Genomic DNA, 26,675 nt, shown 5'->3' with positions numbered 1-26,675 from the left:
CGTGCACAACCCGCGACTGTTGAGGGTTATGAACAGGTTTGGCTGGTATAGCGCGCAGAACCTGCGACTGTTGAGGGTTATGCGCGAATTTCGCGGGTATGGCGCGCACAACCCGCAACCGTTGAGGGTTGTGCACGCGTAGGCGAGTGCCCGCGATCAGCGACCGGCGGGAGTGAGGCCGAGCGAACGGCCGGCCAGGCTACGAGACCGGGTGCCCAGGCCCTTGGCGATGCCGCGGAGCGCGACGGCGGCGGGGGAGTCGGGCTGGCCGAGCACCACCGGGGTGCCGTGGTCGGCGCCCTCACGCAGCGTCACGTCGAGCGGGATCTGACCGAGCAACTCGACCGGAGCACCGATCGACCGGGTCAGCGACTCGGCGACCTGCTGGCCGCCGCCGCTGCCGAAGATCTCCTGGCGGGTGCCGTCGGGCAGCTCCATCCAGGACATGTTCTCGATGACGCCGGCGACCCGCTGCTTGGTCTGCAGGGCGATCGCGCCGGCCCGCTCGGCCACCTCGGCGGCGGCCTGCTGCGGGGTGGTCACGACGAGCACCTCGGCGTTCGGGATGAGCTGCGCGACCGAGATGGCGATGTCACCGGTGCCGGGCGGCAGGTCGAGCAGCAGCACGTCCAGGTCGCCCCAGAACACGTCGGCCAGGAACTGCTGGAGGGCGCGGTGCAGCATCGGGCCACGCCATACGACCGGCTGGTTGCCGGGCACGAACATGCCGATCGAGATGACCTTCACGCCCTGGCTCTCCGGTGGCAGGATCATGTCGTCGACCTGGGTCGGGCGGTTCTCCACACCGAGCATGCGAGGGACCGAGAAGCCGTAGATGTCGGCATCGACCACACCCACGCGAAGCCCTGAATCCGCAAGTGCCGCAGCGAGATTGACGGTCACCGACGACTTGCCGACACCACCCTTGCCGGATGCGACGGCGTAGACGCGGGTCAGCGAGCCCGGCTTGGCGAAGGGGACCTCACGCTCTGCCTGGCCACCGCGCAACTGCTCCTTGAGCGCGGTGCGCTGCTCGTCGGACATCACGCCGAGCCGGACGTCGACGGCGGTGACGCCCTCGACCTTGCTGACCGCCTCGGAGGTGTCGGTCTGCAATCGGGTCTTCATCGGACAGCCGGAGATGGTCAGCAGGATGGTCACGGTGACCTTGCCGTCGTCGGCGATGTCGACCGACTCGACCATGTTCAGCTCGGTGATCGGCCGGTGGATCTCAGGATCCTGCACCTCGGCCAGAGCATTACGGATCGCGTCCATTGAAGGGGTGGGCATAACTTCATGGTAGGTCGTGCTGTAGGTCACCCCGAGGTGGGTCGTCCGGCGGCTGCTCCGCGCGCAGGTAGCCGCGTTCCTCCATCTCCTCCAGCAGGGATCGCAGCTCGGATCGGACGAAGTCGCGAGTGGCGGTGTCCCGCATCGCCAGCCGGAGCGAGGCGACCTCACGGGTGAGGAACTCGGTGTCGGCCAGGTTGCGCTCGTCGCGTGCCCGGTCGGCTTCCAGCGCCACCCGGTCGCGGTCGTCCTGGCGGTTCTGTGCGAGCAGGATCAGCGGGGCGGCATACGACGCCTGGGTGGAGAAGAAGAGGTTGAGCAGGATGAACGGGTAGGGGTCCCACTTCAGACCGAACAACCCGATCAGGTTGAACAGGATCCACAGGATCACGAACACCGTCATCCAGACGAGGAACTGCGCGGTGCCCATGAAACGCGCGAAGTCCTCGGCAAAACGGCCGAACGTGTCGGAGTCCATCGGTGCCCGCGGTAGCCACCGGCGCTCCGCCTCGCGCGGCTGGTCGAGGCGGTCGGTCTCCCGCCGGCGGCGACCCTTGCGGCGCTCGTCGTCGCGGTCGGCCATCAGATGACCTCCTCATCGGTCGCCGGGGCGTCGGCCGGCCGCGGATCGTGCCGGGCCTCCCGCCAGTCGTCGGGCAGGATGTGGTCGAGCACGTCGTCGACGGTGACCGCGCCCAGCAGCCGGCCGAGGTCGTCGACCACCGGCATACTCACCAGGTTGTATGTCGCCAGCTGCCGCGTCACCTCGCCGAGCGGAGCCTCCGCCCCCACGGGCTCGATCGTCTTGTCCACGATCGTGCCGAGCGCAGTCTGCGGAGGTTCGCGCAGCAGCTTCTGGGTGTGCACCAGCCCGATGAAGCGGCCGGTCGGGGTCTCCAGCGGCGGCCTGCTGACGAAGACCGCGGATGCCAGGGCGGGGTCCAGCTCCTCGCGGCGCACTACCGCGAGTGCCTCGGCGATCGTCGCCTCCGGACCGAGCACCACCGGCTCAGTGGTCATCAGACCGCCCGCGGTGTTCTCGTCATAGGTCAGCAACCGACGCAACGGCGCCGCGTCGTCCGGCTCCATCAGCTGCAGCAGCTGCTCGGCCTGCTCGGACGGCAGCTCCGACAACAGGTCGGCGGCGTCGTCCGGCTCCATCGCTTCCAGGACGTCGGCCGCACGCTCGGTGGCCAGGCCGACGAGGATCTCGATCTGATCGTCCTCGGGCAGCTCTTCCAGGACGTCGGCGAGCTTGTGGTCGTCCATCGCGGCGGCGACCTCGGACCGGCGCTTGGGGTTGAGGTCGTGGATCACCTCGGCCAGGTCGGCAACCCGGAGGTCGTCATACTCCTCGAGCAGCCGCTCGGCGCTCTGCGCACTGGCCTGCTGGTGCAGGCCGGTGACGTCCCAGGCGTCGACCAGCGTCGTCCGCCCGCTGCGGCGACGGGTGAGCCGTGACATCGCCTTCGACGCGGACGAGACGCCGTCGACCCGACGGACGAAGACCTTCACCAACACCCAGTCGCGCCGCAGATTCTGCTCGATGGCGACGTCCTCGACGAGACCGACGAACGTCGCACCGTCCTCGCGGACCTGCACCTTGCGGTCGAAAAGCTCTGCCAGCACGAGGGTTTCGCCGGCTCGCTGCTCGAAGCGCCGCATGTTGACCAGGCCAGTGGTGATGACAGCGCCGGCGTCGACACTCGTCACTCGGGTCATCGGCACGAACACCCGTCGCTTGCCGGGCACCTCGGTGACCAGGCCGATCGCTCGGGGCTCGGAGCCGCCGAAGCTGATGACGACATCGCGGACCCTCCCCACGCGGTCCCCGAGCGGGTCCAGCACGGTGAGTCCGGCGATCCTGGCGACGAAGACACGGTTACTCACCTGCGAAAGGTTAGCCAGGTGGGCCGGGTGTGCGGTGCTCCGGACCGGCGTGGCCATCGCCAGCTGTCGTGTCTGGTATGTCGGCAGGCGTCTCGCCTGGTGTTCCGGCAGGTGCGTCGGTCGGCTGGCCCGCCGCCGGCTCCTGCTCCGGCGGGACCTCCGAGTCGACGTCGAGGGACCAGACAACACACTGAGACGCCCAATGCTCGCGCAGCCCCTCGGGCGGGTTGTTCTGCCGCGCGGCGAGCAGTGCTGAGGTCGCAGTCTCCCAGTCCGCGGAGTCGGGCTCGATGCGCGTGGCACGCGCCGGCACCGGACCGACCCTCTGCCGGGTTGCCTTGTCACGCAGGATGATTCGCAGGCTCTCGGGCAATGTCGGCAGACTCTGCTCACCGTCGCCGCCGACGAGGTATGCCGTCGAACCGGACGCGGCATACCAGCAGGGCACCGTGACGTCGGGTGGCAGCAGCAGCCACGCGACCTTGGATTTGGCCAGTGCGGCAGTCACTTCCGACATGTGCTCGAGCCTATCTGCGGCCTCGGAAAAAATTCGACTGGACGAGTGGACAACCAAATACGCTCTTGTTGCGTCATACCCCATGAGCCACGACGGCAAGACGTCGTCGGGCGAGCTCAGCAGAGTCGCTAGCCGAGCGGCTCGGGGGATGTTTGGGGGAAGAGATGGATACAACAATCGCACGTCGGCAGGCACTCGGCGGGGCGGCCGCAGTAGGCGCACTTGCCGTGGTCGGGGTGGCCACCGCGGGCAGTGCCGAAGCGGCGACGCGGCCGACCGTCAAATACGGCAGCCGCGGCTCGAGCGTGACCTATCTGCAGAAGCGCCTCAACGCCGTCGGTTACTGGTGTGGCGCGGCGGACGGCATCTTCGGGGCACAGACCCAGCAGGCTGTGTTCGCCCTGCAGAAGGTGTGGGGGCTGGTCAGGGATGGCATCGTCGGACCGCTGACCTGGGCGAAGACCGCGTCCAACTATCGCCGTCCTGCCCGCTACGGGGCCGGTTACCGCATCGAGATCGACAAGTCGCGGCAGCTGCTGCTGGTCGTCTGGGGCTCGACCGTGCGCTACACGCTCAACACCAGTACGGGCGCCAACAAGCCGTTCTACGCGTGGGGTCGTTGGTATGACGGGCGCACTCCGAGCGGGAAGTTCTCCGTCTACAGCCACGTGAACGGCTGGCAGACCGGGGCTCTGGGGTCGATGTACAAGCCCTACTACTTCAACGGCGGCATCGCGATCCACGGCTCGACGAGCATCCCGACATACAACGCCTCGCACGGCTGTTGCCGTCTGTCGGTCTCGGCCCAGGACATGCTGATCCGGTCCGGCTACATGAAGAACGGCCGGCAGGTCTGCGTGTACTGAATCCTCTGCTGCGACTCCTCGCAGCGCGGCGTCCGCTTGTCGTTCGGTTGCGTTCTCGATGCCTGTTGCCGTCGCTCGCGAGCTCGCGGTGCGTCGGCGCTGGGTCGGTTCGCGCTTGAGTGACGGCGCATTCGTCGAGTGACGGCGAAATTTCGCCGTCACTCGGCGAGGAAGCCGTCATTGGCGGGAAAGGGAAAGTCTGTGTGGGAGGGGTGCGGAGAACAATTCCGGTAACGAAAGGGACACGTCCGGGAAATTGATGCAACGAAATCCGGATCCGCGACGTCTACCCAATATCAGCACCGAGGGGACTCGCCTCCGGCCCTTGCAGGCCGGAGCATATGGGGAGGAAACCGGCTGGTGCCGACGCTAACGGGGAGCGTCGGCACCAGCCGTTCTCATGTCTTGTCCGACGTGCCATGTGCCGCACCGGCAGGTGTGCACCGGATGGTCAACGCATCAGTGTGCGTTTGATCGGCGCACGATCGTGGGCCTTCGACGGGTCCGCTCGTCAGTCGCGGGCGCCGTCGCGGATCCGCGCGATCCACGCCTCGACGTCCTCCAGCTTGCTGGGTATGCCGGCCGAGAGGTTCTCGTGGCCGTCCTCGGTCACCAACAGGTCGTCCTCGATGCGCACACCGGTGCCGCGCAGCTCGGCCGGCACCAACTCGTCGTCGGCCTTGAAATACAGGCCCGGCTCGACGGTCAGGATCATGCCCGGCCGCAGCTCGGCGTCCATGTAGTCCTCGCGCAGCGCCAGCGCGCAGTCGTGCACGTCGATGCCCAGGTGGTGGCTGGTGCCATGCACCATCCAGCGACGGTGGAACTGCCCGTTCTCCTTGTCGAGGGTGCCCTCGACGTCGACACCGTCGGGCAGCAGACCCCACTCGGCCAGGTGCTCGGCGATCACCCGGATGGCGGCGGCGTGCACGTCGGAGAACTTGTTGCCCGGCTTAACCGCCTCGATGCCGGCCTGCTGAGCGGCATACACGGCCTCGTAGACCTTGCGCTGTGCCTCGCTGTAGGTGCCGTCGACGGGCAGCGTGCGCGTGATGTCGGCGGTGTAGAGCGAGTCGACCTCGACGCCCGCGTCGAGCAGCACGAGGTCCTCCTCGTGCACCTCACCGGTGTTCTTGATCCAGTGCAGCGTGTTGGCGTGATCGCCTGCGGCACAGATGGATTCGTAGCCGACGCCGTTGCCGCGATGGCGCGCGTGCAGCCCGAAGGTGCCCTCGATCCAGCGCTCGCCACGACCTCGGCGGACGGCCTCGGCCAGCTCGGCGATGACGGCCTCGAAACCCTCTGCCGTTGCGTCGATCGCCTGGCGCATCTGCTCGATCTCCCAGGCGTCCTTGACCAGCCGCAACGTCGACAGCAGGCGTCCCAGCTCGGCGTCGGCCTCCACCCGCTCCTCGACGGCCGACTCGGCCTCGGCCTCCGCGGCGCGGGCCTTGTCGACTGTGGCCGTGACGTCGGCGTCGGCGTCACGCACGACGCGCACGCCGATCTCGCCGGCGTCCTTGGCCACGGCGTCGGTGAACTCCTCGATGTGGCGTGCGATCACGCCGAGCTCGGCCTCGATGTCCGCCAGCGTGGGCCGGCCACCGACCCAGAACTCGCCGTAACGGGAGTCGGCGAAGAACTCCTCGGTGTCGCGCCCGGCGAGCGGGCGGAAGTAGAGCACCGCGTCGTGCCCGCCGCCGTCGCGCGGCTCGAGCACCAGCACGGCGTCCGGCTCGCGGTCGGCACCGAGGCCGGTCAGGTGGGCGAAGGCCGAGTGCGGCCGGAAGATGTAGTCGGTGTCGTTGCTGCGGACCTTCAGCCCGCCGGCCGGTATGACGAGACGCTCGCCGGGGAACGCTTCCGACACCTGCTCGCGGCGTTTGGCGGCGTAGTCGGCGACGTCCGCGCGTGCCGGGGTCTGGTCGCTGCGCGGTGCCCAGCCAGTGCTGATGAACGACCGGAAGGCCTCCGGCGACGGCTGGCTGCGGGACGCTGACTTCTGCTGCTTCTCACTCACGCACTCCATCGTTGCACGCTGGCGGTCCGCACGGACGAAGCGCTCCGGAAACGGTCCGCCGGCAGCCGCCGATCACGACAGAAATCAGTGCTGCTTCCACGCCCAGGTGGAGAAGATGGCGTTGAGGGCCTGGTCGGCACCGCCGGAGGCGTCCGACGTCGAAGCACTGGTCATCGTCATCGAGTAGACATGGCTGCGGAAGACCACGAAGTACTGCGTCTGGGTGAATTCGGCGCCGTGCGCCTTGCGGTCGAAGCTGTAACCGCGAGCGGGCAGCCCGCCGATAGTGCGGTCCGGCTTGTCCTTGATGTGCACGCCCTGCTGGCGCCACGCGATCTCGGCCTGGGTCACCACGTCGTCCAGCGCAGGCACCGGCTTCGGGCTCTGGACAACGACGTTGAAGTTCGTGGTGACCTTGTCCTGCGGCTTGGGCGCCTTGATGGCAAGGGTCGCCGGCTTCGCGTTCATCCGCTTCCAGCCGGTGGGTGACACCAGGGAGAACGTGTTGTCGTCGCTGCTGATGCTGCCGGTCGGCGCGGACGTGCTCGGGGTGGCTGTCGGTGCCGCCGTGACGGTCGTCGGGACCGAGACGTGCGGGCTCGAGGTGCTGCCCGAGGAGGCGCCGGACGCGGAGTTGTCCGAGCCGCCACCGAGCGCGGAGCAACCGGTCAGCCCGGCGACCGCCAGCCCGGCCGCGGCAAGCAGAAGTGGGCGGGAGGACAGCGATGCGCTCATGTCGCGCGATCCTAAATGAGCAACGCCGGGAGCCCGCGAGCAGCCTCAGCTGGTCCGGCGGCCGCGGCACAGGGCAACGAGCCGGCTCGCCCGGTGGCGCGCGCGGGTGAGTGCCTTGTCGGCGCGGGGCCCGACGGCGCGAACCGTGGTGCTCAGGGCCGAGATGCTGCGTGACCTGTTGTTCGGTGTCGTGCTGTTCGGTGTCGTGCTGTTCCGTGTCGCGGCCGGTCCGGGTGCCGCAGTCGGCAGGTCGGGAGCGTTCGAGGTGTCGGTGCGGCGCCAGTACTTCGTCTTGGCCACTGTCGACGCATCCGGCTTGTAGAACGGCTCGGTCAGTCCGAGGTGGGGGCGCTCCCACGCGATGTCGGTGCGCGCGACCTTCGCCGGCTGCCCGACGGCGACGACGTTGTTCGGCAGGCTGCGGGTCACGAGGCTGTTCGCACCGACGACCGTGCCCTCGCCGATCTCGACACCGCCGAGCACGATCACACCCCAGCCGAGCCAGGTGTGCGGGCCTATCCGGATGGACTGGGCCAGGTTGATGCGTTTGCCCGTGCGGACGTCGAAGATGGGGTGTCCGTCGTCGCTGCGCACCTGATTCTGACTGGCGAACATCGTGTCGTCACCGATCTCGACCGACACGCCTTCGACCGCGGAGATGATGACTCCGGACGTCGACGACACCCCGTCACCGATCCGCACGTGCGAGTCCTCGCCGACCCGCACCGACGCCGAGAAGGCGCGCTTCTTCGGGTTGGCGCCAAGCTCGAAGGTGCCGTTGCTGCCGTTGAAGTCGACGCTCACCTTGCGCACATGGGCGTCCGCGTGCACCCGGACGGTGTTGTTGTCCCCGCGGAAGGTCACCTTGGCCGTCTCCGGGGCGGCCGGGCCGGTGTATTCGATCCGGTTGCCCCTGTCATCGGTGTAGGGAGCGAGGCGGACAGTCGTTTTCATCGGTGCACCAGTGGTTTCGGGGTCGGTCAGTGGTCGGTCGGGGTATGCCGGGGTGGCGCCACGCTAGTGCAGTGCAACGGCGACCGGCCCGGCGCGGGTGGGGCACTGCAGAGTTCACCCGGGCGATACGACTCGCGGTGTTGACCCGTTTGTGCAGTTGTCGGTTCGGTGACCTGCGACAATCGCGGCGGTGAAGATCGGGAGGATTCACGTGGACGGTCAGTACCGCCGACTGGTGCGGTCGGCGATGGCGCCGTGGGCGCTGGTCGTCTTCGCAGTCATCACAACCGGAGCAGCGATCTGGGCGGTGCCGGGCGCTGTCGTCGGTGTGCTCGTCCTGCTGCTGGTGATCGCCTTGGTCGTGGTCGGCCGGGAGCGCACCGGACCGGTGATCACCCTGCTCGCCGTCGTGGCGGTTCTCTGCTGCGCGATCGCGCTGCGCGAGCGGGAAGCAGCGTCGGTGTGGATCGCGCTGATCGTCGCGGTCGCGCTGGGCGTCGGAGCCACCCAGGACGCCATACACGAACGCGTCGTGCCGCGTGCCCGGGCAGTGAACCTGCCGGGGGTGCCGAGCGACCCACGCGCGCACGAGCCGGGGAATCTGGCGCCGGTCGTGCCGGGCACAGCCGCGCTGCTCGCACTGCTGCTCATCGCGGGATCGATCTGGTCGCTGCCCGACGCCGTCGACGCCATCGTCCTGGTGCTGGTGGTGATCGGGGTCGCCGTGTGTTGCCGCCGATTGGTCGCGTCGATCCGGGCCCGCCGGGAGGGCAGCGTCGACGCTCGGCTGGTGGCAGCGCTGCAGGACTACGCCCCTGAGTTCTACGTCTATTTCAGCGGACCGGTCGATGGTGACTACCAGGTGCGCATGTGGTTGCCCTACCTCGAACGCGTCGGTGTGCCGTTCGCGATCCTCGCCAGGAACCCCGACATGTTGCCGCGCGCGGCACGACTCACCGACGTGCCGCTGATCAGCTGCCCGCGGATCACCGGGCTGGACGCGTGCATGGTGCCGAGCGTGCGCGCAGTGTTCTACGTCAACTCCCACGGCGAGTGCGCCGACGCCGTCCGTTACCTCGACCGGGTCCACATCGAGCTCAACCACGGTGACTCGGACAAGCCGTCCAGCTATCACCCGATCTTCGCCATGTTCGACCGGACGTTCGTCGCAGGGCAGGCCGCGATCGACCGGTTCGCCCGGCACGGGGTAGCGATGCCCGAGGACAAGTTCGTGATCGTCGGCCGCCCGCAGGTTGCGGCAGTGGTCGAGGACAACCTCGACCCGCTGCCCGGTTGCCGCACCGTGCTCTACGCACCGACGTGGCAGTCGGGCGTGCGGGAGATGGGCCTGAGCTCGATGGGGCACGGCGAGCAGATCGTGCAGGCGCTGCTCGACAGCGGTGCCCGGGTGATCTTCCGGCCGCACCCGTTGTCCCGCGGCCAACGCAGCGGCGCCGCGCTGATCGCCCGCATCGACGCGCTGCTGGAGTCGGCCACGACTCCGGAGCGCCCGCACCTGACGAGCGCACTGGCGCTGCAGGAGAGCGTCATCGACAACTTCAACCGCTCGGACGCGATGGTGTCCGACATCTCCAGCGTCCCCTCGGACTATCTCGCCTCGTGCAAGCCGGTGGCAGTGGCGCTGCCCGCCGGGTGCCACGCGGACCCCGCGGAGTATCCGATGCTGCGGGCGGCATACCCCTTGGACCCGGAGGGCGAGATGAGCGAGGCCCTGGCCCCGTTGCTCGACGCGGAGGACGTGTTGCTGCCCGCTCGCCGTGAGCTGCGGACCTACTTCCTGGGTGACGGCGACAGCGTGCAGGCGTTCGTCGACGCTGCTCGGTCCGCAGTGGGTCGTTGAGCCGGTCAGCCAAGAACTGTCAGTCCTGGAATTTTGCCTCGATGAGTGCGGTGATCCGGGCGGCCGACTTGCCGTCGGCCAGCGGCAACGTGCGCGCGATCCGGTCACGGTAGAGCTGCGGCCAGTCCTGGGTCGGCACGCTGTAACCCTCCGTCGTCAGCCGGACCGCGTCCTCGAGCTCGGTCGCGATCGGTCCGAAGCCGTGCTCCTCGTAGTCCCAGTAGCCGGGCAGGTAGGTGTGCGAACCGCTCAGGAACGCCTCCCGGTCGAACTGGAAGTAGACGATGCGTGAGTCGGCCAGGGCGGCGTCGAAGAAGATCGACGAGTAGTCGGTGACGGTCACCCGCGCCTGCGACATCAACTCGTGGATGTCGGGCGTCGACTCGATCACCGTGACGTGGTCGGGGTAGGTGACGCCGGGTGTGCTGCCACGGAAGTTCGGGTGCGGCAGGTAGACGATCTGCGCGCCCTCCTCGGCAAGTCGACGCAACGCCGGGTGCTCCAGCAGACCCATCCAGTTGCGGCCGTAGTCGGTCTCCAGGAACGGCGCGCGCAACGCCCGCCGGGCCGCGAAGGACGGCTTCGGCAGGAACAGGTCGTTGCGCCAGGTCGGCGCGATCAGCACCATGCGGCGCTCGTCGTAGGGGTGCTTCGCCGCGGCCTCGAGGACGACGTCGTGCCGCGGGAACCCGGTCAGCACCACACTGTCGGAGGTCAGCCGGTAGGAGCCCTCGTCGGCGACGATCGACTCGTGCTCGTCGACACTGGCCGTCGTCAGCAGGTCGATGTCCTTGCCGTTGAACCAGTGCGCGAGGTTGTGCTGCAGCACGCCGTGCTGCAGGTAGACGAAACGCCACGGCCGTTTCTTCTGCGGGTAGAAGTCCAGCGGGACCGGCACGATGGCCTCGACGTCCAGCTGCGACGAGGCGACCACCGCGGCACGTTGCAGCGCCAGCTGGTGCTCCAAGCTGCGGTAGCCGATGAGCCGAAAGCCGCGCTCCCGCAGGCGATCCCACTCCGGGGTGCCCTTCTTGACCACGAACCACGCATTGATGTCGGGGCGCTCGGTGCGGAGGTATTCGTAGAGATATTCGCCGTTGTCGTGGCCGGACGCGACGCGGTCCATGATCAACCACGCGCCGTCGTACTTGTGCTTGATCCGCGGCGCCTTCGACACGTCGCGGATGAAGGTGCGGTAGCGCTTCCGGCGCAGGGCGACGCCACGGCTGACGGCCACGGGCAGGGGGACCGGTGCCTTGGTCCAGCAGACGGCCTCCGCGCCGGCGCGGACCGCCACCTGCTTCCACAGCGGGGTGCGTTTGCCCGGTGCCTTCGGCCGTTGGCGCTGCCGTTGCCGCGCAGCGGTCGCCTCGGAGGAACCGAGGTAGTAGTTGCCGTACTGGAACAGGCGGCGCTTGCCGTCGAGAGTGATGCCGACGTCGGCGAGCTCGGGCAGTCGGATGATCCGCTCGTGCAGCAGGTCCTGCCCGAAGTAGTCCAGCTTGCGGGTCTTGGCGGCCAGCGGGGTGACGGGCCGTCCATCGCTCTCGATGACCTCGTGCGGGCGCTCGCCCTGGAAGAGGTAGCACAGCTCGAAGGAACCCTTGACGTTCTTGGAGATCCGCACCGTCCCGACCTCGGGCAGCGGGTGGCCGCCGAGGGTCAGCATCAGTGCACGGATCTCCGGCGACATACCGGTGAGGCGGTAGTTGACGATCGACGCCGGGTCGATGTGCCCCAGGACGTCCTGCAGCAGCGCGATCGCCTGCGCCTTCTGCTCCGTGGTCAGGTGGATCGCCTTGCGGTCGCGGTTCATCTCCCGCGGGAAGTACCAGCCCAGGTCGTAGAGCACGATGTTCTCCAGCCAGCGCGGCACACCGCCCAGCTGCTCGGCGAGCTCCAGCAGCGGCAGGTATCCGCGGCTGAACCGCCCGAAGTAGAAGTCGTCATTGGTCCGGTAGGAGTCGGCCGCCGAGGTGGCGTCCTTCCGGCGGCGGTAGTAGTAGATCGACTTGTTCAGCGGCACCAGCAGGGTGCTCGGGGCGCGCAGCAGGTAGGTCGACGCGAACACCGCGTCCTCGGCGACGCGCAAACCCTCGATGAACGACAGGTCGTGCTCGCGTATGACGTCGAGGCGGAAGAACCCCGACGCGGCCTGCGTCTGGATGAAGGTGGGGCGGTCCTGCAGGTCCACGAACTGGTGCTTCGCCTGAAACTTGTGCCGGAGCGGGTGCACGTCCTGGCGGTTGCCGGTGGCCTCGTCGTAGCGCCATACGTTCGCGGTCAGCAGGGCGACGTCGGTCCCGGCCTCCGCCACCGCTCGAGCGGCCTCCTTGAAGTAGTTGGCACTGAGCAGGTCGTCGGAGTCCGGAAAGGTGATCCACTCACCGGTCACCTCCGCCATGCCGCGGTTGCGGGCACTGGAGACGCCGGCGTTGTCCTGGCGGATGACGGTGCCTGACACGCCGGACCGGTCCAGCCAGGTCCGGGCGATCTCGCCGGAGGAGTCGTCGGACCCGTCGTCGACGAAGATGAACTCGGTGTCGTAGTCACCCGGTTGCTGCGAGTCGAAGGACTCCAGCAGCTCGCCGAGGTATTTTTCGGTGCGGTACAGCGGCACGACGACGCTGAACTTCAGGTGTCCGCTACTCAACGAGTCCTCGCTCTTCAGACGCTGGTGACCGGCAGTTGGCAAAAGTGCAGGCTACCTTGTGCGGTGTCGCGCCGGTGGCCTGCATCGGCCGGTATGCGTGTTGACGTGCATCAAGACGCGCACCTGAGATTTTCACCGAAGGCGTGCACCGAATCCTTGGCTTGGGCACCTAGAGTTTGCGGTCGTGTCGACCTCCGCTACCCGATCCACTGCCAACTCGACGCCATCACGAGGTGTCGTCGGCACCTCGATGGGCTTCCGACCGGACATCCAGGGCCTGCGGACCATTGCCGTGCTGCTGGTCGTCATCTTCCACATCTGGCCGGGATCACTGACCGGCGGGTTCGTCGGTGTCGACGTCTTCTTCGTGATCTCCGGGTTCCTGATGACGGCCGTGCTGTTGAAGAGTCCGCCGTTGTCCGGCCGCACTTTCGCAGTGTTCTGGGCCCGCCGGATCCGGCGGCTGGTGCCGGCTGCGCTCGCGGTGCTGGTGGCGACCGGCATCGCAACGTGGGCGGTCGCGCCGTCGACGATGTGGACGACGACCGCCCGACAGGTCCTGGCCAGCACCTTCTACGTCCAGAACTGGGTGCTGGCCGGCACCAGCGTCGATTACCTCGCCGAGGACGACGCGCCCAGCCCGCTGCAGCACTACTGGTCGCTGTCCGTCGAGGAGCAGTTCTACGTGGTGTGGCCGTTCCTGATGGCGCTCGCGATCTGGTGGGTGCGCCGCAGCCGGGCACGCAGGCATGCCGACGGCGCGGGCGACACGACCGACAGGATCACCGACGCTCCCGGCAGCAGCCCGCGGCTGCTGGCCGTGATCGGCCTGGTATTCGTCGCGTCTCTGGCGGTCTCGGTCTGGTACACCGCGAAGAACCCCGCAGCGGCATACTTCGTCACGCCGACCCGGATGTGGGAGCTCGCGCTCGGCGGTATGGTCGCGGCCCTCCCGGTGCGGTTGGCCGCGGTCGCGCCCGGATGGCTGCGGTCAGTGCTGTGCTGGCTCGGCATGCTCGCGATCGTCGTGTCGGGGGTCTGGTACACCGGCAGCATCGACTTCCCCGGCTACACGGCGCTGCTGCCGACGGTCGGCACCGCCGTGCTGTTGTGGGGCGCGCCGGACGCCTCCTCGATCCTGGGCCGGGTGTTGTGCCTGCGTCCGGTGCAGTACCTGGGAGACATCTCCTACTCCCTCTATCTGGTGCACTGGCCGCTGGTGGCGCTGCTGCCCTACGTCAGCGGCAGCATCGGCCGGCTGGACCAGTGGGCGATCCTCATCGGATCGATCGTGCTGGCCGGGCTGTCCAAGAGGTTCATCGAGGACGTCTTCCGCAAGCAGCGCTCCCCGCGCGTGCTGGCCAACACCTACCGATGGGGCGTGCCGGCGATGGTCGCGGTCGGTCTCGCGGCCGCCGCCTGGTGGTCCGCCGGCGACGCGCACATCACCGCCGAGCGGCAGGCCGCGCGTGCCGCCGTCAGCGACGCCGGCCCCTGCTTCGGTGCAGCCTCGATGGCGAAGGGTTTCGACCGGTGCCCGCAGGATCAGACGAAGAAGCCGGTGCCCGCGCCGGATGCCGCCAAGAACGACAAGGAGGCCGCGTATGCCGATGGCTGCTGGGCCTACCGCCCGTTCACCAAGCGGCCGAAGTGCCACTACGGCAACGGATCGATCAAGGTGGCGCTGGTCGGCAACTCGCACGCGGGGCACTGGCAGCCCGCCCTGGACGAGATCGCAAAGCGCAACGACTGGTCGATCACGACATACCTGATCTCGCAATGCGCGCCGAGCGACACCCGGCAGCAGTTCGACACCGACGAGGTGAGCAACCGCTGCCACGAGTACGGCAAGTGGGTCCTGGACCAGACGGCGCACGGTGCCTACGACCTGATCATCACCTCGAACAGGGAGTCGGTGCAGGCCAAGGGCGTCGACGACTGGGCGGTCAGCGAGCAGAAGGCCGAGGCGGGCTTCCACAGTTACCTGCAGAAGTGGACCCGCGGCGGCACCCCGATCGTGTTGCTGCACGACCTGCCCTACCCGGGCAACACCATGCAGAACGTCCCGGACTGCCTCGCGCAGAACGCCGGCGCGAACGACAAGTGCTCGGGCACACCGACGTCGTGGAAGTGGCACTACCCCTACACCGCCGCGGCCAAGGGCATCAAGGGCGTGCACACCATCGACATGACGAAGTACTTCTGCACGAAGACGACGTGTCCGGCCGTCATCGGCGGCGTCACGGTCTATTTCGACGCCTCCCACATGACCGCGACCTACGCGCGGACCCTGGCGCCCTACCTGGAGAAGGAGTTCCAGCGGATCGGTGTCGGAGTGTCCTGAACCACCGCCAGTGGCTCTCGGGTGATCTGGCTCATGTTTTCTGCCCGACCCGCCGTCGAGAGGGCCCTCACATACCGGAAGTTTCGCCGGTTTTGCTGGGAGTGTGGTGGCACGGAGCGGCAGTCTGTATGCCGTATCCTGCTCGTCGTGACTCAGTCCGGCCCTCCAACCACGACGTCTGCGGGACAGGCTCCGCCGCCCGTCGAAGACGTCCAGGCACTGGTCGAACGTTTCGGCATGAAGCGGGCCGGTGCGCGTGCGCCGCTGGCCGATTACACCCGCGACCTGTGGCGTCGCCGGCACTTCATCCTGGAGTTCTCCAGAGCTACCAACGCGTCCGGTTACGCCCGCAGCTTCCTTGGGCAGGCCTGGCAGGTGCTGACCCCGCTGCTGAACGCGGCCGTCTACTACCTGATCTTCGGGCTGTTGCTACACATCAGTAGAGGCATCGACAACTACATCGCCTTCCTGGTCATCGGGGTGTTTGTCTTCCAATTCGTCCAGAGCTCGGTGACCAGCGGTGCCCGCTCTCTGCAGTCCCACCGGTCGCTGGCTCGCACGCTGCGCTTCCCGCGCGCCGTCTTCCCGGTCTCGGCGACGTCCATCGCCCTGCAGCACCTGCTGGCCTCACTCGTGGTGCTCGTGCCGATCGTGCTGCTCACCGGCGAACCCCTGCGGTTGCAGTGGTTCGCGATCATCCCGATCCTGGCGATGCAGACGATGTTCTGTGCCGGCCTGGCGTTCATCTTCGCCCGGATCGGTTCGAAACTTCCCGACGTGTCGCAGATGCTGCCCTTCGCGCTGCGGGTGTGGTTCTACGTCTCCGGTGTGATGTTCAGCATCCCGGCGTTCACCGCGGAGAAGCACAAGCCGCGTCTCGGTGAGATCATGCAGGCCAACCCGGCGACCGTCTATATCGATCTCTTTCGCGGTGCGCTGATGAAGTCCGAACCGATGCCGGGGTTCGGGCAGTGGCTCGCCGGGTTGGCCTGGGGCGTGGGTGTCCTGGTTGCGGGTTATGTGTTCTTCTGGTTGGCGGAGGAGTCATACGGCCGTGACTGACACCATGAACGAACGCATCCCGACCGTCATCGCCGATGACGTCCACCTGACCTACAAGCTGGCGGGGCGCTACGCCAACCGCGGCGGCGCCCTCGCGCTCGCCCGGACCGTCACCGGCGCCTCACGCCCCGGACTGCGCGAGGTGAAGGCCGTCCGCGGCGTCAGCTTCGCCGCCTGGGAGGGCGACGCGATCGGCCTGATCGGACCCAACGGCTCCGGGAAGTCGACCCTGCTGCGCGGGATCGCCGGACTGCTGACACCGGCCGGCGGCGCGATCTACACCCGCGGCGAGCCGGCCCTGCTCGGTGTCAACGCGGCGCTGATCTCCACCATGAGCGGCGAGCGCAACATCACCCTCGGTGGCCTCGCGATGGGTATGACGCCCACCGAGGTCGACGAGAAGTTCGAGGACATCTGCGAGTTCGCCGGGATCGGTGACTTCGTGTCGTTGCCGATGAACGCCTACTCCAGCGGCATGGGCGCCCGGTTGCGATTCGCCATCGCCTCGGCCAAGTCGCACGACGTGCTGCTGATCGACGAAGCGCTGGCCACCGGTGACGCGGAGTTCCGCCGCCGCAGCGAGAAGCGGATCCAGCAGCTGCGCAAGGACGCCGGCACGGTCTTCCTGGTCAGCCACAGCCTCGGTGTCGTGCGCGAGACCTGCAACCGCGCCATCTGGCTGGAGAAGGGTCAGATCGTGATGGACGGCGGGACCGACGAGGTGCTCGACGCCTACGAGGAGCGGCACGACCCGCGCAAGGCCGCCCGCCGAAAGCAGCAGCGCGCCGCGGCGGAGGAGAAGAAGAAGGCGAACGTCAAGGCCGCTGGCTAGCGGACCCGGCCGGCGCCGGGCCACGCGGTTTGCGGGCCGCCCGTGCAGCTGCGCACCGCTCGAAGAAGGTCGAGCTCGCCGGCTGCCACAACAGCCAGGCCGCGGCCGCGCCGACCAGCAGCGTCGGCCCCTCCGCGATCGCGGCGGCGGCGGTGCCGCGGGTCGCCATACCGAAGGTGAGCAGGAGGTTCATCACCACCAGCACCGTCGAGACGATCCGGGCCCAGCCCAGCCCGCGGCTGTTGGCGACCGCCATGATCAGCCAGCAGACGGTCGCCACGATCGACATCGTCAGGAACGCGGTGTAGGTCAGGTCCGCGGCGTCGCGCAGGTCGGCCGCGGACAGCCGGTCGCCGGGGGAGCGGTCGGCGTTCGCGCTCTGCAGCGCCCGGGAGATCGCGCTGCGGGACAGTGCATTGACCAGCACACCGATCAACGAGAGCAGCACCCCGGCATACATCAGGCGAATGGCCGTCACGACCTGTTTCGGGCGCAACGCGGCCAGGCGCGGCGGGGTGGGCACGGACATGCTCCAAGCTTGTCAGCCGAACCCGCGCCGTGGGGTGCAGTCGCCGATACCCGTGCGGCGCCCGAACCGCCTCGGGCTACAGTCAGCCGCGTGCGCATCGACCTGCATACCCATTCAACCCAGAGCGACGGGACCGAGGCCCCCGGGGACGTCATGCGGTCCGCCGCCGCGGCCGGACTCGACGTCGTCGCGCTGACCGACCACGACACGACCCGCGGCTGGGGGCAGGCCGCGCGCGCGGTCGCCGAGACGGGCGTCACACTGGTGCCCGGTATCGAGATCTCCTGCGCGTATGACGGCATCAGCATCCACCTGCTCGGCTACTTCATCGACCCGTTGGACGCCGCACTGCTCGGCGAGCTGGAGCGGGCCCGCTCGTCCCGGCGGACCCGTGCGCAGCGGATGGTCGAGCGACTCGCACCGGACACCGGGCTGCGGTGGGAGCAGGTGCAGGAGCAGTTCGGCGCCGACACCACCATCGGCCGCCCGCACATCGCGGACGCGCTGGTGGCCGCGGGTGTCGTCGCGAGCCGGGAGGAGGCCTTCGCGGCATACCTCGGCTCGAACTCGAAATATCACGTGTCGCACTACGCGCCGGACCCGGCGTTCGCCACCCGGCTGGTGCGTGCGGCCGGCGGCGTGCCGGTGATGGCCCACCCGTTCGCCGCCAAGCGCGGCCGGGTCGTCGACGTCGAGGTGATCGAAGGTATGGCGGACGCCGGCCTCGCCGGCCTGGAGATCCATCACCGGGACCACACGCAGGAGGCCATCGGGCAGGGGCTGCAACTCGCGGAGCGGCTCGGGCTGCTGGTGACCGGATCCAGCGACTACCACGGCACCGGCAAGGAGAATCAGCTCGGCGAGAACCTCACCGACCCGCAGGTGCTGGAGCAACTGGCCGAGCAGGCAACTTCCGGCAGTGGCCCGTTGCGTCCCTGAGCCTCAGTCGGTCGAGCTCGTCCAGGTCACTTGAGTCGACCGTCGCTCATCCCGGTATGCAGTCCCGCCCCGGTGAGAAGACCCGGGGGAGAGACTTCGGGGCAGACGTAAAGATCGCCGGCACATCCCCGTATGTGCCGGCGATCTCTCCCCTGGACCGCCGTTCGCGTCCCCCTGTCGCGAACGAACATGCTCCATCTTGTCGAAGTCCCGTCGGATCAGCTATGCGACTCGGGCTGAACTTTCGGGTCCTAGGGCCTAGGCCCTAGGACTAGAAACTCTGAGACGACCACCACCCAGGAGGCACTGGGCGGCCGGGGTCAGGAGGAGGAACGCCGGGTCACGTGCCGCATCGGCTGGCCCACCGTCTGGCTGAGGACCAGCTCGATGCCGGCCCGCTGGGCCACACCGAGCTTGCGCAGGACGTTGCCGACATGTGTCTTGACGGTCTTCTCCGAGATGTGCAACTGCCGCGCCAGGTCGGAGTTGCTGACGCCGTCGCGGGCGATCAGCTCGGCGATCTCGCGCTCGCGGGTGGTGAGTTCGGCGGCCGGGTCGGGCCGGTCGGCATCATCCTGGTGCGCGTCGGCGAGCTCGCCGAAGAGCTCGCCGATCTCGATCTGCGTCGTCTCGGACAGGTGCTGCAACTGTTGCGCGGCCTCGGCGACCGCACCACCGGCGTGTGACGTCAGCTGCGCCAGGTCACGGATGCCGCGGTGCAACCGGTTGACCCGTGAGCTGACGGCGTCGATCAGGTCGGTCTCGTCCTGCACACCGGTGGTGTCCAGCTCCGGATAGATCGTGTAGAGATCGAGCACGTCCTGGGCAGCGGTGTCCCGTGCGAAGGAATGCATCAGCGCGCGGCCGAGCCACTCCAGGGCGCGAACCGCCTCGTCGTCATACGCACGGGGTTCCAGGCTCTGCGCGCTCATCACCCCGGTGACCTCGCCGGTCACCGCATCCGCGAGCGGCACCACCACCGCGTCAAGCGACACTTCGTCGGTGTTGCCGAACGGCATCGCGTTGGTCAGCAGGCGCCCGCCGTCCTCGGCGTAGACGTAGGGGCGCTTGCTGGCCCGGACCCAGTGCGAGACACCGTGTTTGCTGTAGCGACCGATGCTCGGGCGCAGGAACTGGTCGTGGTCGTAGATGTAGGGGATGAAGACGGTGTCCTCGGCGCGGAAGAAGCCGATGTAGAAGCTGTCGACCCTCGCCAGCGCCGAGATCGTCGTCCGGCAGACGGCATAGCGCGCCGCGTGCGCATCGCGTTCGGAGGCACGCAACCACCGGTCGGCAGCCCGCAGGCGGTCGACGTATGGCGGGCTGAACCGCGCTGTCCCCACGGGAGCGACTCAGCCTTGTTCGGCCGACGCCCGACCCGCGGCCCCGCCGCGATGAGTGCGACGGCGACGACGCTGCGAGCCGCCCCGGCGGCCGCCGTCGGAGTCGGATCGCTTCCCGGCCGGCTTGCGGGACCGGTTGCTGCCACGTCCACCGTCACGTCCACCGTCGCGACCGCCGGCGTGCTTGCCGGTCTCGCCGAGGTCCTCCAGCCGCTCCGCACGCAGCCCGGCGCGGGTGCGCTGGGAGCGGGGCAACTCACCGGTCGCCGTCGTCGGGATGTCGAGGTCGGTGAAGAGGTGGTCCGAGGAGGAGTAGGTCTCCGGCGGCTCCGGGATGCCCAGGTCGAGCGCCTTGCTGATCAGGCCCCAGCGGCCCAGGTCGTCCCAGTCGACGAAAGTGACCGCGGTCCCGGTGTTGCCGGCGCGTCCGGTGCGGCCGATGCGGTGGACGTAGGTCTTCTCGTCCTCGGGGCACTGGTAGTTGACGACGTGGGTGACGTTCTCGACGTCGATGCCGCGGGCCGCGACGTCGGTGGCGACGAGGGTGTCGACCTTGCCGGTGCGGAACGCGCGCAGCGCCTGCTCGCGCGCACCCTGACCGAGGTCGCCGTGCAGCGCCGCGGCGGCGAAGCCGCGGTCGGTCAGCTCGTCGCTGACCTTGGCGGCGGTGCGCTTGGTGCGGGTGAAGACCACAGTGAGCCCGCGACCCTCGGCCTGCAGGATGCGGGTGAGCATCTCGACCTTGTCCATCGCGTGCGCGCGGTAGACGAACTGCTCGGTCGCCGCGACGGTCTGGTGGTCGTCGCCGTCCTCGCTCATCGCGCGGATGTGCGTCGGCTGGGTCATGTAGCGGCGAGCCAGCGACACGACGGCGCCGGGCATGGTCGCGGAGAAGAGCATGGTCTGGCGGGACGCGGGGGTCATTGCCAGCAGCTTCTCGACGTCGGGCAGGAAGCCGAGGTCGAGCATCTCGTCGGCCTCGTCGAGAACGACGCTGCGCACGTAGCTGAGGTCGAGGTGTCCCTGGTTGGCCAGGTCGATCAGGCGTCCCGGTGTGCCGACGACGACCTCGACGCCGTTCTTCAGCTGGTCGATCTGCGGCTCGAACGCGCGACCGCCGTAGATCGTGGCGACGCGGATGCCGCGACGCTTGGCGGCGGTCCGCAGGTCGCCCGCGACCTGGTTGGCCAGCTCACGGGTCGGTGCCACGGCCAGCGCCTGCGGCTTGCCCGGGGCGGGCAGCGCGTCGAAGCCTGCGTCGCCCGGGGCGACTGTCTGGTGCAGCATCGGGACGGCGAAGCCGAGCGTCTTGCCGGTGCCGGTCTTGGCCTGGCCGATGATGTCGTGGCCGGACATCGCGACCGGCAGCGTCATCGACTGGATCGGGAACGGCGTGGTGATGCCCGCCTCGGACAGTGCGGCCACGATGTCGGGGTGGACGTCGAAGTCGGCGAAGGTCTGGGTCCGGGTCTCGGCGGCGGCCTGGTCCGACGCGTCTCGGGTGATGGTAGGGATCTCGGTGGTTGTGTCGTCGGTCATGACGTGTGCAGAGGTCTTCCTGTGATCGGCGTGCGTCGCCTCCAGCACCGGTCCGAAAATGGCGCCGGCGCGAGCATCGCATCGCGGTGTAGCGGAGCCGATCGGAATTTTTCTGGTGCGGGGCAACCCCGCGAATCTGTCTTCGTGACCGACCGGGCACCTTGGTCCGGGTTGTGCTTTCGTATGTCGACAGGCGTGTATCACACCGCCTGTCCATGCAGATTGTACCTTGTCCGGGCGGCATACCATGCCACCGCCGGGCGGCTACCATGCGGCCTATGACCGACACCGCGCGTGAAAACCCCCCTGCAAGCACTTCGCGGGTGAAGCAGCGCACCGCGGAGGACCTGGCCGAGCCGGCCTACCGCCAGGGTCTGCTGGCGCTGCTCGGTGTGTTGGCGTATGGCGAGCTGGTCGGGTTCCTCACCATCGCACAGGAGGCCGGGTTGGCCCCGTCGTCGCGGGACAAGGTGACGTTTGCGGGGGTGGCGACCCAGGAGTTCGCGCACTACCAGCGCCTCGCCGAGCGCATCGAAGCACTCGGCGCGGACCCGCACCAGACGATGGCGCCGTTCACCCGGGCGGTCGACGACTGGCACCGACGCGCGACTCCGACCGACTGGTCCGAGGCACTGATGAAGGTCTACGCCGGCAACTCGATCGCCAACGACTTCTATCGGGAGGTCTCCGACCTGGTCGACCCCGAGACCCGGCAGCTGATGCGTGAGGTGTTGGAGGACAGCGGTCAGGTGGAGTTCGCTGCCGGTGAGCTGCGCCGGGCGATCGGCGCCGACGACCGGCTCGGCAGCAGGCTCGCGCTGTGGGGGCGCCGGCTGATCGGGGAAGCACTCTCGCAGGCGCAACGGGTGGCCGCGGACAACGACGATCTGATGGGGCTGCTGGTCGACGACGGCTCCGGCTACGGGCTGGACCTGGGCGACTGGATGCGGATGTTCACCCGACTGACCGACGCGCACACCGCACGGATGGAAGCGCTCGGGCTCTCTGCGTAAGCACAACGACTCTGCGTAAGCACGACGAAAGGAGCCCCGCAACCTGGCCGGTTGCGGGGCTCCTTACTTGTTGCGTTGTGCGGTCAGCGGTTGAGCTGCTTCTTGCCGGTCATGTTCCCGTAGATGACGATCGCGATGCACGCCACGATGACCCCGACGATCAGCGGGATCCAGGCGATCCCGTCGTTGTTGTTGTAGCCGACGAGACCGACGATCAGGCTCGCGACGAACGACGACACGATGCCGATGACGATGGTCATCACGATCGAGAGGTCCTGCTTGCCGGGCAGCACCATGCGAGCGAGGACACCGATGATGAGGCCACCGATGATGGCCCCGATGATTGCGCCGATCATTGCCTTCTCCTTGACGTAGCGGGCTCGCCGGAAGGCGTACCCCAGTGGGCGTACTTTCCTACAGCCTGGACACACCTGCAACGATCGCTGGGCGCGTGCCGTGTCTCTGTTCGATAAATGTTTTGTGACTGTCGGTCCCGGGTGAAAAACTGTGCCAGTGGATGGCCATAGCCCCCAGCTCTGAGTCCATCGGCAATGCGACTTTCCCTCGAGGCCCTGGTGCGCCATACGGTGTTGGCGTGGAAGGGGGCTCGCGGGCTCTGGTCAGGGTCGACCGGGGGTCGCTCAGGGTTTCACCGCATAGCGAGGGTGCCGCCCGCGAGGGGATAGTCGTTGGTGACGCTGAGCCGCCAACACTCAATTGGCGACACTCAATCACCCACAGCACCACGTCCAGGAAAGACTCTCGGGAGGAACCACATGTCCAATCCAGCAGCCGCTCCGGCGGTGCCGCGCGAGGCGCAGGCCCAGCCGGCCGCGGCGGCATACAAGCTGGCGAAAACCTATGGCAAGGGCGAGACCGTCGTGCACGCACTGCGCGAGGTCTCCGTCGAGTTCGCGGCGGGGGAGTTCACCGCGATCATGGGTCCGTCCGGCTCGGGCAAGTCCACGCTGATGCACTGCCTGGCCGGCCTTGACACCGCGTCCTCCGGCAACGTGCAGATCGGCGACATCGCGCTGACCGGACTCAGCGACAAGCAGATGACCAAGCTGCGGCGCGACCTGGTCGGCTTCGTCTTCCAGTCCTTCAACCTCGTGCCGACGCTCACCGCCCGCGAGAACATCACGCTCCCGTTGGACATCGCCGGGAAGAAGGTCGACAAGGACTGGATGGCCACCGTCGTCGACCGGCTGGGGCTCAGTGACCGCCTCGGGCACCGGCCCAGCGAGTTGTCCGGCGGCCAGGTGCAGCGTGTGGCGTGTGCCCGTGCGCTCGTCGGCCGGCCGCAGATCATCTTCGGGGACGAGCCGACCGGCAACCTCGACTCTCGCTCCTCCGCCGAGGTGCTGTCGATCCTGCGCAAGTCGGTGGACGACTTCGGGCAGACGGTCGTGATCGTGACGCACGACCCGCGTGCGGCGTCATACGCCGATCGGGTGATCTTCCTGGCGGACGGCCAGATCGTCAACGACAAGCGTGGGCTGTCGACCGACGACATCTACGAATACATGAAGGACCTGGACGAGCACCCGCCCGCCCAGGTCGCCGCCGCGGCCGAGCAGGACTGATCGGCGATGGCTTCCGCAACGATGCGCAAGGTCTCCTTGCGCAACCTCGCCGCGCACAAGTTGCGCCTGATCCTCACGGTCCTGTCCGTCGTGCTCGGCACGTCGTTCATCGCCGGCGCCCTGGTCTTCACCTCGACGATGAGCAACTCGTTCAACAGCATCTTCGACGAGGTCGCGATCGGTGTCGACGCTCAGATCACACCGAAAACCACTGATACCAATGCGTATGGCGGGATCGAGAGCCTCGGTGTGCCGGACTCCGTCGTCCAGCAGATCCAGCGCGACAAGAGCAAGCTCGGGGTCGCCGAGATCGTCCCCGGTTACCAGTCGGTGATGACGATCGCCGGTTCCGACGGCAAGGCGCTGCCGACCGGCGGTGCCCCGACCATGGGCGCCAACTGGGTCCCGAAGGACCAGGCGCTCGACCCCGACGGCGCGACCATCCTGCCCGGTGGGCGGGCGCCGCACGGGCCGCACGAGGCGTTGCTCAACTCCAGTGCCGCCGAGCGTGGCAACCTGAAGGTGGGCGACACGACACGGGTGCTGGTCTCAGCTGGCAACGCCAAACCGTTCAAGGTCAAGATCGTCGGCCTGGTCGACATGGCCGGGGACACCTCGGGCTACACCGAGATGGACTTCGACACCGCGACCGCCAAGAAGCTCTTCACCGACGGATCGCACGCGTCGATGGTGCAACTCGCGGCCGTCAAGGGTGTCTCCGCCGAGCAGTTGAAGCAGCGGATCGCCCACGAGTTCCCCGGCTACAAGGTGCAGACCGGTGACGAGGTGCGGCAGGACAACAAGGACGCGATCAACTCGTTCCTGCAGATCTTCAACTACATCCTGCTGGCCTTCGCGGCGATCGGGCTGATCGTCGGCACGTTCATCATTTACAACACCTTCTCGATGATCGTCGCCCAGCGGGTGCGTGAGCTGGCACTGCTGCGCGCCGTGGGTGCGGCCCGCGGTCAGGTGCTGCGGTCGGTGATGTTCGAAGCCGTCATCGTCGGACTGATCGGGTCCCTCGTGGGCCTCGGTGTGGGCATCGGGCTGGCCGCCGGCCTGCAGGTGCTGTTGTCCAGCACCGGCACCGGGCTGCCCAGTGGCTCGCTCGTCGTCGGTCCTGGCGCGATCATCGCCTGCCTGGTGGTCGGTGTCGTCGTCACGACGGTCAGCGCGCTCGCGCCGGCCCGTCGGGCGTCGCGGGTCGCGCCGGTGGAAGCGATGCGGGAGAGCCAGACCGACGGTTCGGCCTCGCTCAAGGTCCGCACGATCATCGCGCTGGTGCTCGCCGTGCTCAGCGTCGTCGCGCTCGCGATCGGTGCCAGCGGTAAGGGCGGCGGAGCGGCGGGCATGGTCGGACTCGGAGCTGTCGGCACGATCCTCGCGGTCGTGTGCGGTGCGCCGGCCCTGGCCCGGCCCGTCGTGGGCTCCCTGGGGCTGGTGCTGGCCAAGCCGTTCGGCAAGCTGGGGCAGCTGGCGCGCACCAACGCCATACGCAACCCGCGGCGCACTGCGGCGACCGCCTTCGCGCTGACCCTCGGGCTGATGCTCGTGGCGATCATCGGCACGCTGGGTGCGTCGTTCAAGGGCACCATCGACCGTGCGGTCAACGACGAGGTCAAGGCCCCGCTGCTGGCGATCGGCACCGGCAACTCCGGCGCACTGCCGCCGACGGTCAGCGACGACATCCGCAAGGTCGACGGCGTGTCCGACGTCGTCGCGATCCACGGTGTGGCCGCCACCCTCAACGGCAAGGAGGTCGGCGGCAACTCGCCCAGTGGCGACATGACGAAGGCCGCCCATTTCAAGATGGTCGAGGGCACCGCCGACCTGCCGCCCAACGGCCTGGTCACCTCCGACAAGGCTGCCAAGAAGTACCACTGGTCGGTCGGCGAGAAGGTCACCTTCAACAGTCGCTTCGGTCAGAAAGCCACGGTGCAGGTCGTCGGCATCTACAAGAGTTCGGCGCTGCTGGACCCGTGGCAGATGGGCAGTGCGGCATACGAGAAGCTCACGCCGCCGAGCATGCGGGCCGACTTCGTCGACCTGATCCTGCTCGACAAGGGAGCTGACGAGTCGGCCGTGCAGCAGAAGATCGAGGACATCACCGGCAGCTACCTGACGGTCAAGGTCCAGACCAAGGAGGAGTTCGCCAACTCCTCGGCGCAGCAGATCAACCAGATGCTCGTGGTGCTCTACGGCATGCTCGGCCTGGCGCTGGTGATCGCCGTCCTCGGCATCATCAACACGCTGGCGCTGTCGGTCGTCGAGCGCAAGCGCGAGATCGGGATGCTGCGTGCGGTCGGGATGCTGCGCAAGCAGGTGCGTCGCACCATCTACCTGGAGTCGGTGCTGATCTCCATTTTCGGAGCGCTGCTCGGCATGGTGCTGGGCGTCATCATCGGCTGGTGCCTGGTGCGGACCTTCCGCGAATGGCTCACCGGGATCACCCCGGTCGTCCCCTGGGGGACGGTGCTGTTCACGCTGGTCGCTGCCGCGGTGTGTGGTGTGCTGGCCGCGTTGTGGCCCGGCATCCGGGCCGCTCGCACCAAACCGCTGGAGGCCATTGCCGACCTGTGAGGCTCGGGTCACTCCAGATTGAGCGGCATACGAAAGCATTGAGCGGCATACGGATTCAGTTCGAATCCGTATGCCGCTCAATGCGTGGGTATGCCGCTCAATCTAGAGCGCGACCAAAG

21 protein-coding genes are annotated in these 26,675 nt (G+C 68.1%); 9 read left to right on the top strand and 12 right to left on the bottom strand.

The window, feature by feature from the left end:
• Nucleotides 1-156: 156 nt before the first annotated feature.
• The 4 genes from ACSZL9_RS06850 to ACSZL9_RS06835 are packed head-to-tail and all read right to left on the bottom strand — an operon-like array spanning nucleotide 157 to nucleotide 3,697.
• Nucleotides 157-1,290 carry an Mrp/NBP35 family ATP-binding protein gene (locus ACSZL9_RS06850; protein ID WP_446664719.1) on the bottom strand — a complete coding sequence of 378 codons (1,134 nt, stop codon included), beginning with the start codon at nucleotides 1,288-1,290 and terminating at the stop codon, nucleotides 157-159.
• 4 nt (nucleotides 1,291-1,294) lie between these two features.
• Nucleotides 1,295-1,873, bottom strand: a complete 579-nt coding sequence (locus ACSZL9_RS06845) for a DUF1003 domain-containing protein (protein WP_446664718.1) — start codon at nucleotides 1,871-1,873, stop codon at nucleotides 1,295-1,297.
• A complete protein-coding gene (locus tag ACSZL9_RS06840) occupies nucleotides 1,873-3,237 on the bottom strand; it encodes a magnesium transporter MgtE N-terminal domain-containing protein (RefSeq protein ID WP_446664717.1) in 1,365 nt (454 codons plus the stop codon). Before ACSZL9_RS06840 ends, ACSZL9_RS06845 begins: the two co-directional genes overlap by 1 nt.
• Entirely contained in the window at nucleotides 3,191-3,697 is a 507-nt protein-coding gene (locus ACSZL9_RS06835; RefSeq protein ID WP_446664716.1) for a hypothetical protein, read from the bottom strand. The genes ACSZL9_RS06840 and ACSZL9_RS06835 overlap by 47 nt, the downstream gene beginning before the upstream one ends.
• A 164-nt stretch (nucleotides 3,698-3,861) precedes the next feature.
• Between ACSZL9_RS06835 and ACSZL9_RS06830 the strand changes: the two genes are divergently transcribed.
• Nucleotides 3,862-4,563 (top strand): L,D-transpeptidase family protein, encoded by a 702-nt coding sequence (locus tag ACSZL9_RS06830; RefSeq protein WP_446664715.1) that lies wholly within the window; start codon nucleotides 3,862-3,864, stop codon nucleotides 4,561-4,563.
• Between the two features lie 511 nt (nucleotides 4,564-5,074).
• Here the strand turns inward: ACSZL9_RS06830 and ACSZL9_RS06825 are convergent.
• The 3 genes from ACSZL9_RS06825 to ACSZL9_RS06815 all read right to left on the bottom strand — a co-directional run bounded on the left by ACSZL9_RS06825 (nucleotide 5,075) and on the right by ACSZL9_RS06815 (nucleotide 8,272).
• Entirely contained in the window at nucleotides 5,075-6,583 is a 1,509-nt protein-coding gene (locus ACSZL9_RS06825) for an aminopeptidase P family protein (RefSeq protein WP_446664714.1), read from the bottom strand.
• A gap of 84 nt (nucleotides 6,584-6,667) precedes the next feature.
• On the bottom strand, nucleotides 6,668-7,318 hold the full coding sequence (locus tag ACSZL9_RS06820) for a hypothetical protein (RefSeq protein ID WP_446664713.1): 651 nt from the start codon (nucleotides 7,316-7,318) through the stop codon (nucleotides 6,668-6,670).
• Between the two features lie 45 nt (nucleotides 7,319-7,363).
• Nucleotides 7,364-8,272: an acyltransferase gene (locus tag ACSZL9_RS06815; RefSeq protein WP_446664712.1), complete on the bottom strand. Its 909-nt coding sequence runs from the start codon at nucleotides 8,270-8,272 to the stop codon at nucleotides 7,364-7,366.
• A gap of 190 nt (nucleotides 8,273-8,462) precedes the next feature.
• Between ACSZL9_RS06815 and ACSZL9_RS06810 the strand changes: the two genes are divergently transcribed.
• Entirely contained in the window at nucleotides 8,463-10,133 is a 1,671-nt protein-coding gene (locus ACSZL9_RS06810; RefSeq protein ID WP_446664711.1) for a CDP-glycerol glycerophosphotransferase family protein, read from the top strand.
• Between the two features lie 19 nt (nucleotides 10,134-10,152).
• Here the strand turns inward: ACSZL9_RS06810 and ACSZL9_RS06805 are convergent, their stop codons facing one another.
• Nucleotides 10,153-12,786, bottom strand: coding sequence for a CDP-glycerol glycerophosphotransferase family protein (locus ACSZL9_RS06805; RefSeq protein WP_446664710.1), 2,634 nt, complete (start codon nucleotides 12,784-12,786; stop codon nucleotides 10,153-10,155).
• A gap of 184 nt (nucleotides 12,787-12,970) precedes the next feature.
• Here ACSZL9_RS06805 and ACSZL9_RS06800 point away from each other — a divergent pair, with 184 nt between their 5' ends.
• The 3 genes from ACSZL9_RS06800 (at nucleotide 12,971) to ACSZL9_RS06790 (ending at nucleotide 17,024) form a co-directional block, all read left to right on the top strand.
• Nucleotides 12,971-15,130 carry an acyltransferase family protein gene (locus tag ACSZL9_RS06800; protein ID WP_446664709.1) on the top strand — a complete coding sequence of 720 codons (2,160 nt, stop codon included), beginning with the start codon at nucleotides 12,971-12,973 and terminating at the stop codon, nucleotides 15,128-15,130.
• A 147-nt stretch (nucleotides 15,131-15,277) separates the two neighbouring features.
• A complete protein-coding gene (locus tag ACSZL9_RS06795; protein ID WP_446664708.1) occupies nucleotides 15,278-16,192 on the top strand; it encodes an ABC transporter permease in 915 nt (304 codons plus the stop codon).
• Nucleotides 16,185-17,024: an ABC transporter ATP-binding protein gene (locus ACSZL9_RS06790; protein ID WP_446664707.1), complete on the top strand. Its 840-nt coding sequence runs from the start codon at nucleotides 16,185-16,187 to the stop codon at nucleotides 17,022-17,024. The genes ACSZL9_RS06795 and ACSZL9_RS06790 overlap by 8 nt, the downstream gene beginning before the upstream one ends.
• On the opposite strand, the gene ACSZL9_RS06785 is transcribed toward ACSZL9_RS06790, so the two are convergent.
• Nucleotides 17,008-17,553 (bottom strand): hypothetical protein, encoded by a 546-nt coding sequence (locus ACSZL9_RS06785; RefSeq protein WP_446664706.1) that lies wholly within the window; start codon nucleotides 17,551-17,553, stop codon nucleotides 17,008-17,010. The two genes, ACSZL9_RS06790 and ACSZL9_RS06785, sit on opposite strands and share 17 nt — an antisense overlap.
• 90 nt (nucleotides 17,554-17,643) lie before the next feature.
• Here ACSZL9_RS06785 and ACSZL9_RS06780 point away from each other — a divergent pair, with 90 nt between their 5' ends.
• Nucleotides 17,644-18,492: a PHP domain-containing protein gene (locus ACSZL9_RS06780; protein WP_446664705.1), complete on the top strand. Its 849-nt coding sequence runs from the start codon at nucleotides 17,644-17,646 to the stop codon at nucleotides 18,490-18,492.
• Nucleotides 18,493-18,812: 320 nt separating this feature from the next.
• Here ACSZL9_RS06780 and ACSZL9_RS06775 read toward each other — a convergent pair whose 3' ends face one another.
• Both ACSZL9_RS06775 and ACSZL9_RS06770 read right to left on the bottom strand, forming a co-directional pair.
• Nucleotides 18,813-19,835, bottom strand: a complete 1,023-nt coding sequence (locus tag ACSZL9_RS06775; RefSeq protein ID WP_446664704.1) for a LuxR C-terminal-related transcriptional regulator — start codon at nucleotides 19,833-19,835, stop codon at nucleotides 18,813-18,815.
• 9 nt (nucleotides 19,836-19,844) lie between these two features.
• On the bottom strand, nucleotides 19,845-21,374 hold the full coding sequence (locus ACSZL9_RS06770) for a DEAD/DEAH box helicase (protein WP_446664703.1): 1,530 nt from the start codon (nucleotides 21,372-21,374) through the stop codon (nucleotides 19,845-19,847).
• A 323-nt stretch (nucleotides 21,375-21,697) separates the two neighbouring features.
• Between ACSZL9_RS06770 and ACSZL9_RS06765 the strand changes: the two genes are divergently transcribed.
• Nucleotides 21,698-22,387, top strand: coding sequence for a ferritin-like fold-containing protein (locus tag ACSZL9_RS06765; protein ID WP_446664702.1), 690 nt, complete (start codon nucleotides 21,698-21,700; stop codon nucleotides 22,385-22,387).
• Between the two features lie 83 nt (nucleotides 22,388-22,470).
• Here the strand turns inward: ACSZL9_RS06765 and ACSZL9_RS06760 are convergent, their stop codons facing one another.
• A complete protein-coding gene (locus ACSZL9_RS06760) occupies nucleotides 22,471-22,743 on the bottom strand; it encodes a GlsB/YeaQ/YmgE family stress response membrane protein (protein WP_446664701.1) in 273 nt (90 codons plus the stop codon).
• A gap of 420 nt (nucleotides 22,744-23,163) precedes the next feature.
• On the opposite strand from ACSZL9_RS06760, the gene ACSZL9_RS06755 reads away from it, so the two are divergent.
• Complete coding sequence (locus ACSZL9_RS06755; RefSeq protein ID WP_446664700.1) at nucleotides 23,164-23,973, top strand: ABC transporter ATP-binding protein; 810 nt, start codon at nucleotides 23,164-23,166, stop codon at nucleotides 23,971-23,973.
• 6 nt (nucleotides 23,974-23,979) lie between these two features.
• Entirely contained in the window at nucleotides 23,980-26,556 is a 2,577-nt protein-coding gene (locus ACSZL9_RS06750) for an ABC transporter permease (protein ID WP_446664699.1), read from the top strand.
• The last annotated feature ends 119 nt before the right edge of the window (nucleotides 26,557-26,675 follow it).

The organism is Flexivirga sp. B27 (assembly GCF_052905685.1).
This window is presented reverse-complemented; position numbering and strand designations above follow the sequence as displayed.

What these genes read in the sequence shown, in the direction of transcription:
- ACSZL9_RS06850 (WP_446664719.1), bottom strand. Translation starts at nt 1,290, where the DNA reads ATGCCCACCCCTTCAATGGACGCGATCCGTAATGCTCTGGCCGAGGTG.
- ACSZL9_RS06845 (WP_446664718.1), bottom strand. Translation starts at nt 1,873, where the DNA reads ATGGCCGACCGCGACGACGAGCGCCGCAAGGGTCGCCGCCGGCGGGAG.
- ACSZL9_RS06840 (WP_446664717.1), bottom strand. Translation starts at nt 3,237, where the DNA reads ATGGCCACGCCGGTCCGGAGCACCGCACACCCGGCCCACCTGGCTAAC.
- ACSZL9_RS06835 (WP_446664716.1), bottom strand. Translation starts at nt 3,697, where the DNA reads ATGTCGGAAGTGACTGCCGCACTGGCCAAATCCAAGGTCGCGTGGCTG.
- ACSZL9_RS06830 (WP_446664715.1), top strand. Translation starts at nt 3,862, where the DNA reads ATGGATACAACAATCGCACGTCGGCAGGCACTCGGCGGGGCGGCCGCA.
- ACSZL9_RS06820 (WP_446664713.1), bottom strand. Translation starts at nt 7,318, where the DNA reads ATGAGCGCATCGCTGTCCTCCCGCCCACTTCTGCTTGCCGCGGCCGGG.
- ACSZL9_RS06815 (WP_446664712.1), bottom strand. Translation starts at nt 8,272, where the DNA reads ATGAAAACGACTGTCCGCCTCGCTCCCTACACCGATGACAGGGGCAAC.
- ACSZL9_RS06785 (WP_446664706.1), bottom strand. Translation starts at nt 17,553, where the DNA reads ATGTCCGTGCCCACCCCGCCGCGCCTGGCCGCGTTGCGCCCGAAACAG.
- ACSZL9_RS06770 (WP_446664703.1), bottom strand. Translation starts at nt 21,374, where the DNA reads ATGACCGACGACACAACCACCGAGATCCCTACCATCACCCGAGACGCG.
- ACSZL9_RS06760 (WP_446664701.1), bottom strand. Translation starts at nt 22,743, where the DNA reads ATGATCGGCGCAATCATCGGGGCCATCATCGGTGGCCTCATCATCGGT.
- ACSZL9_RS06755 (WP_446664700.1), top strand. Translation starts at nt 23,164, where the DNA reads ATGTCCAATCCAGCAGCCGCTCCGGCGGTGCCGCGCGAGGCGCAGGCC.
- ACSZL9_RS06750 (WP_446664699.1), top strand. Translation starts at nt 23,980, where the DNA reads ATGGCTTCCGCAACGATGCGCAAGGTCTCCTTGCGCAACCTCGCCGCG.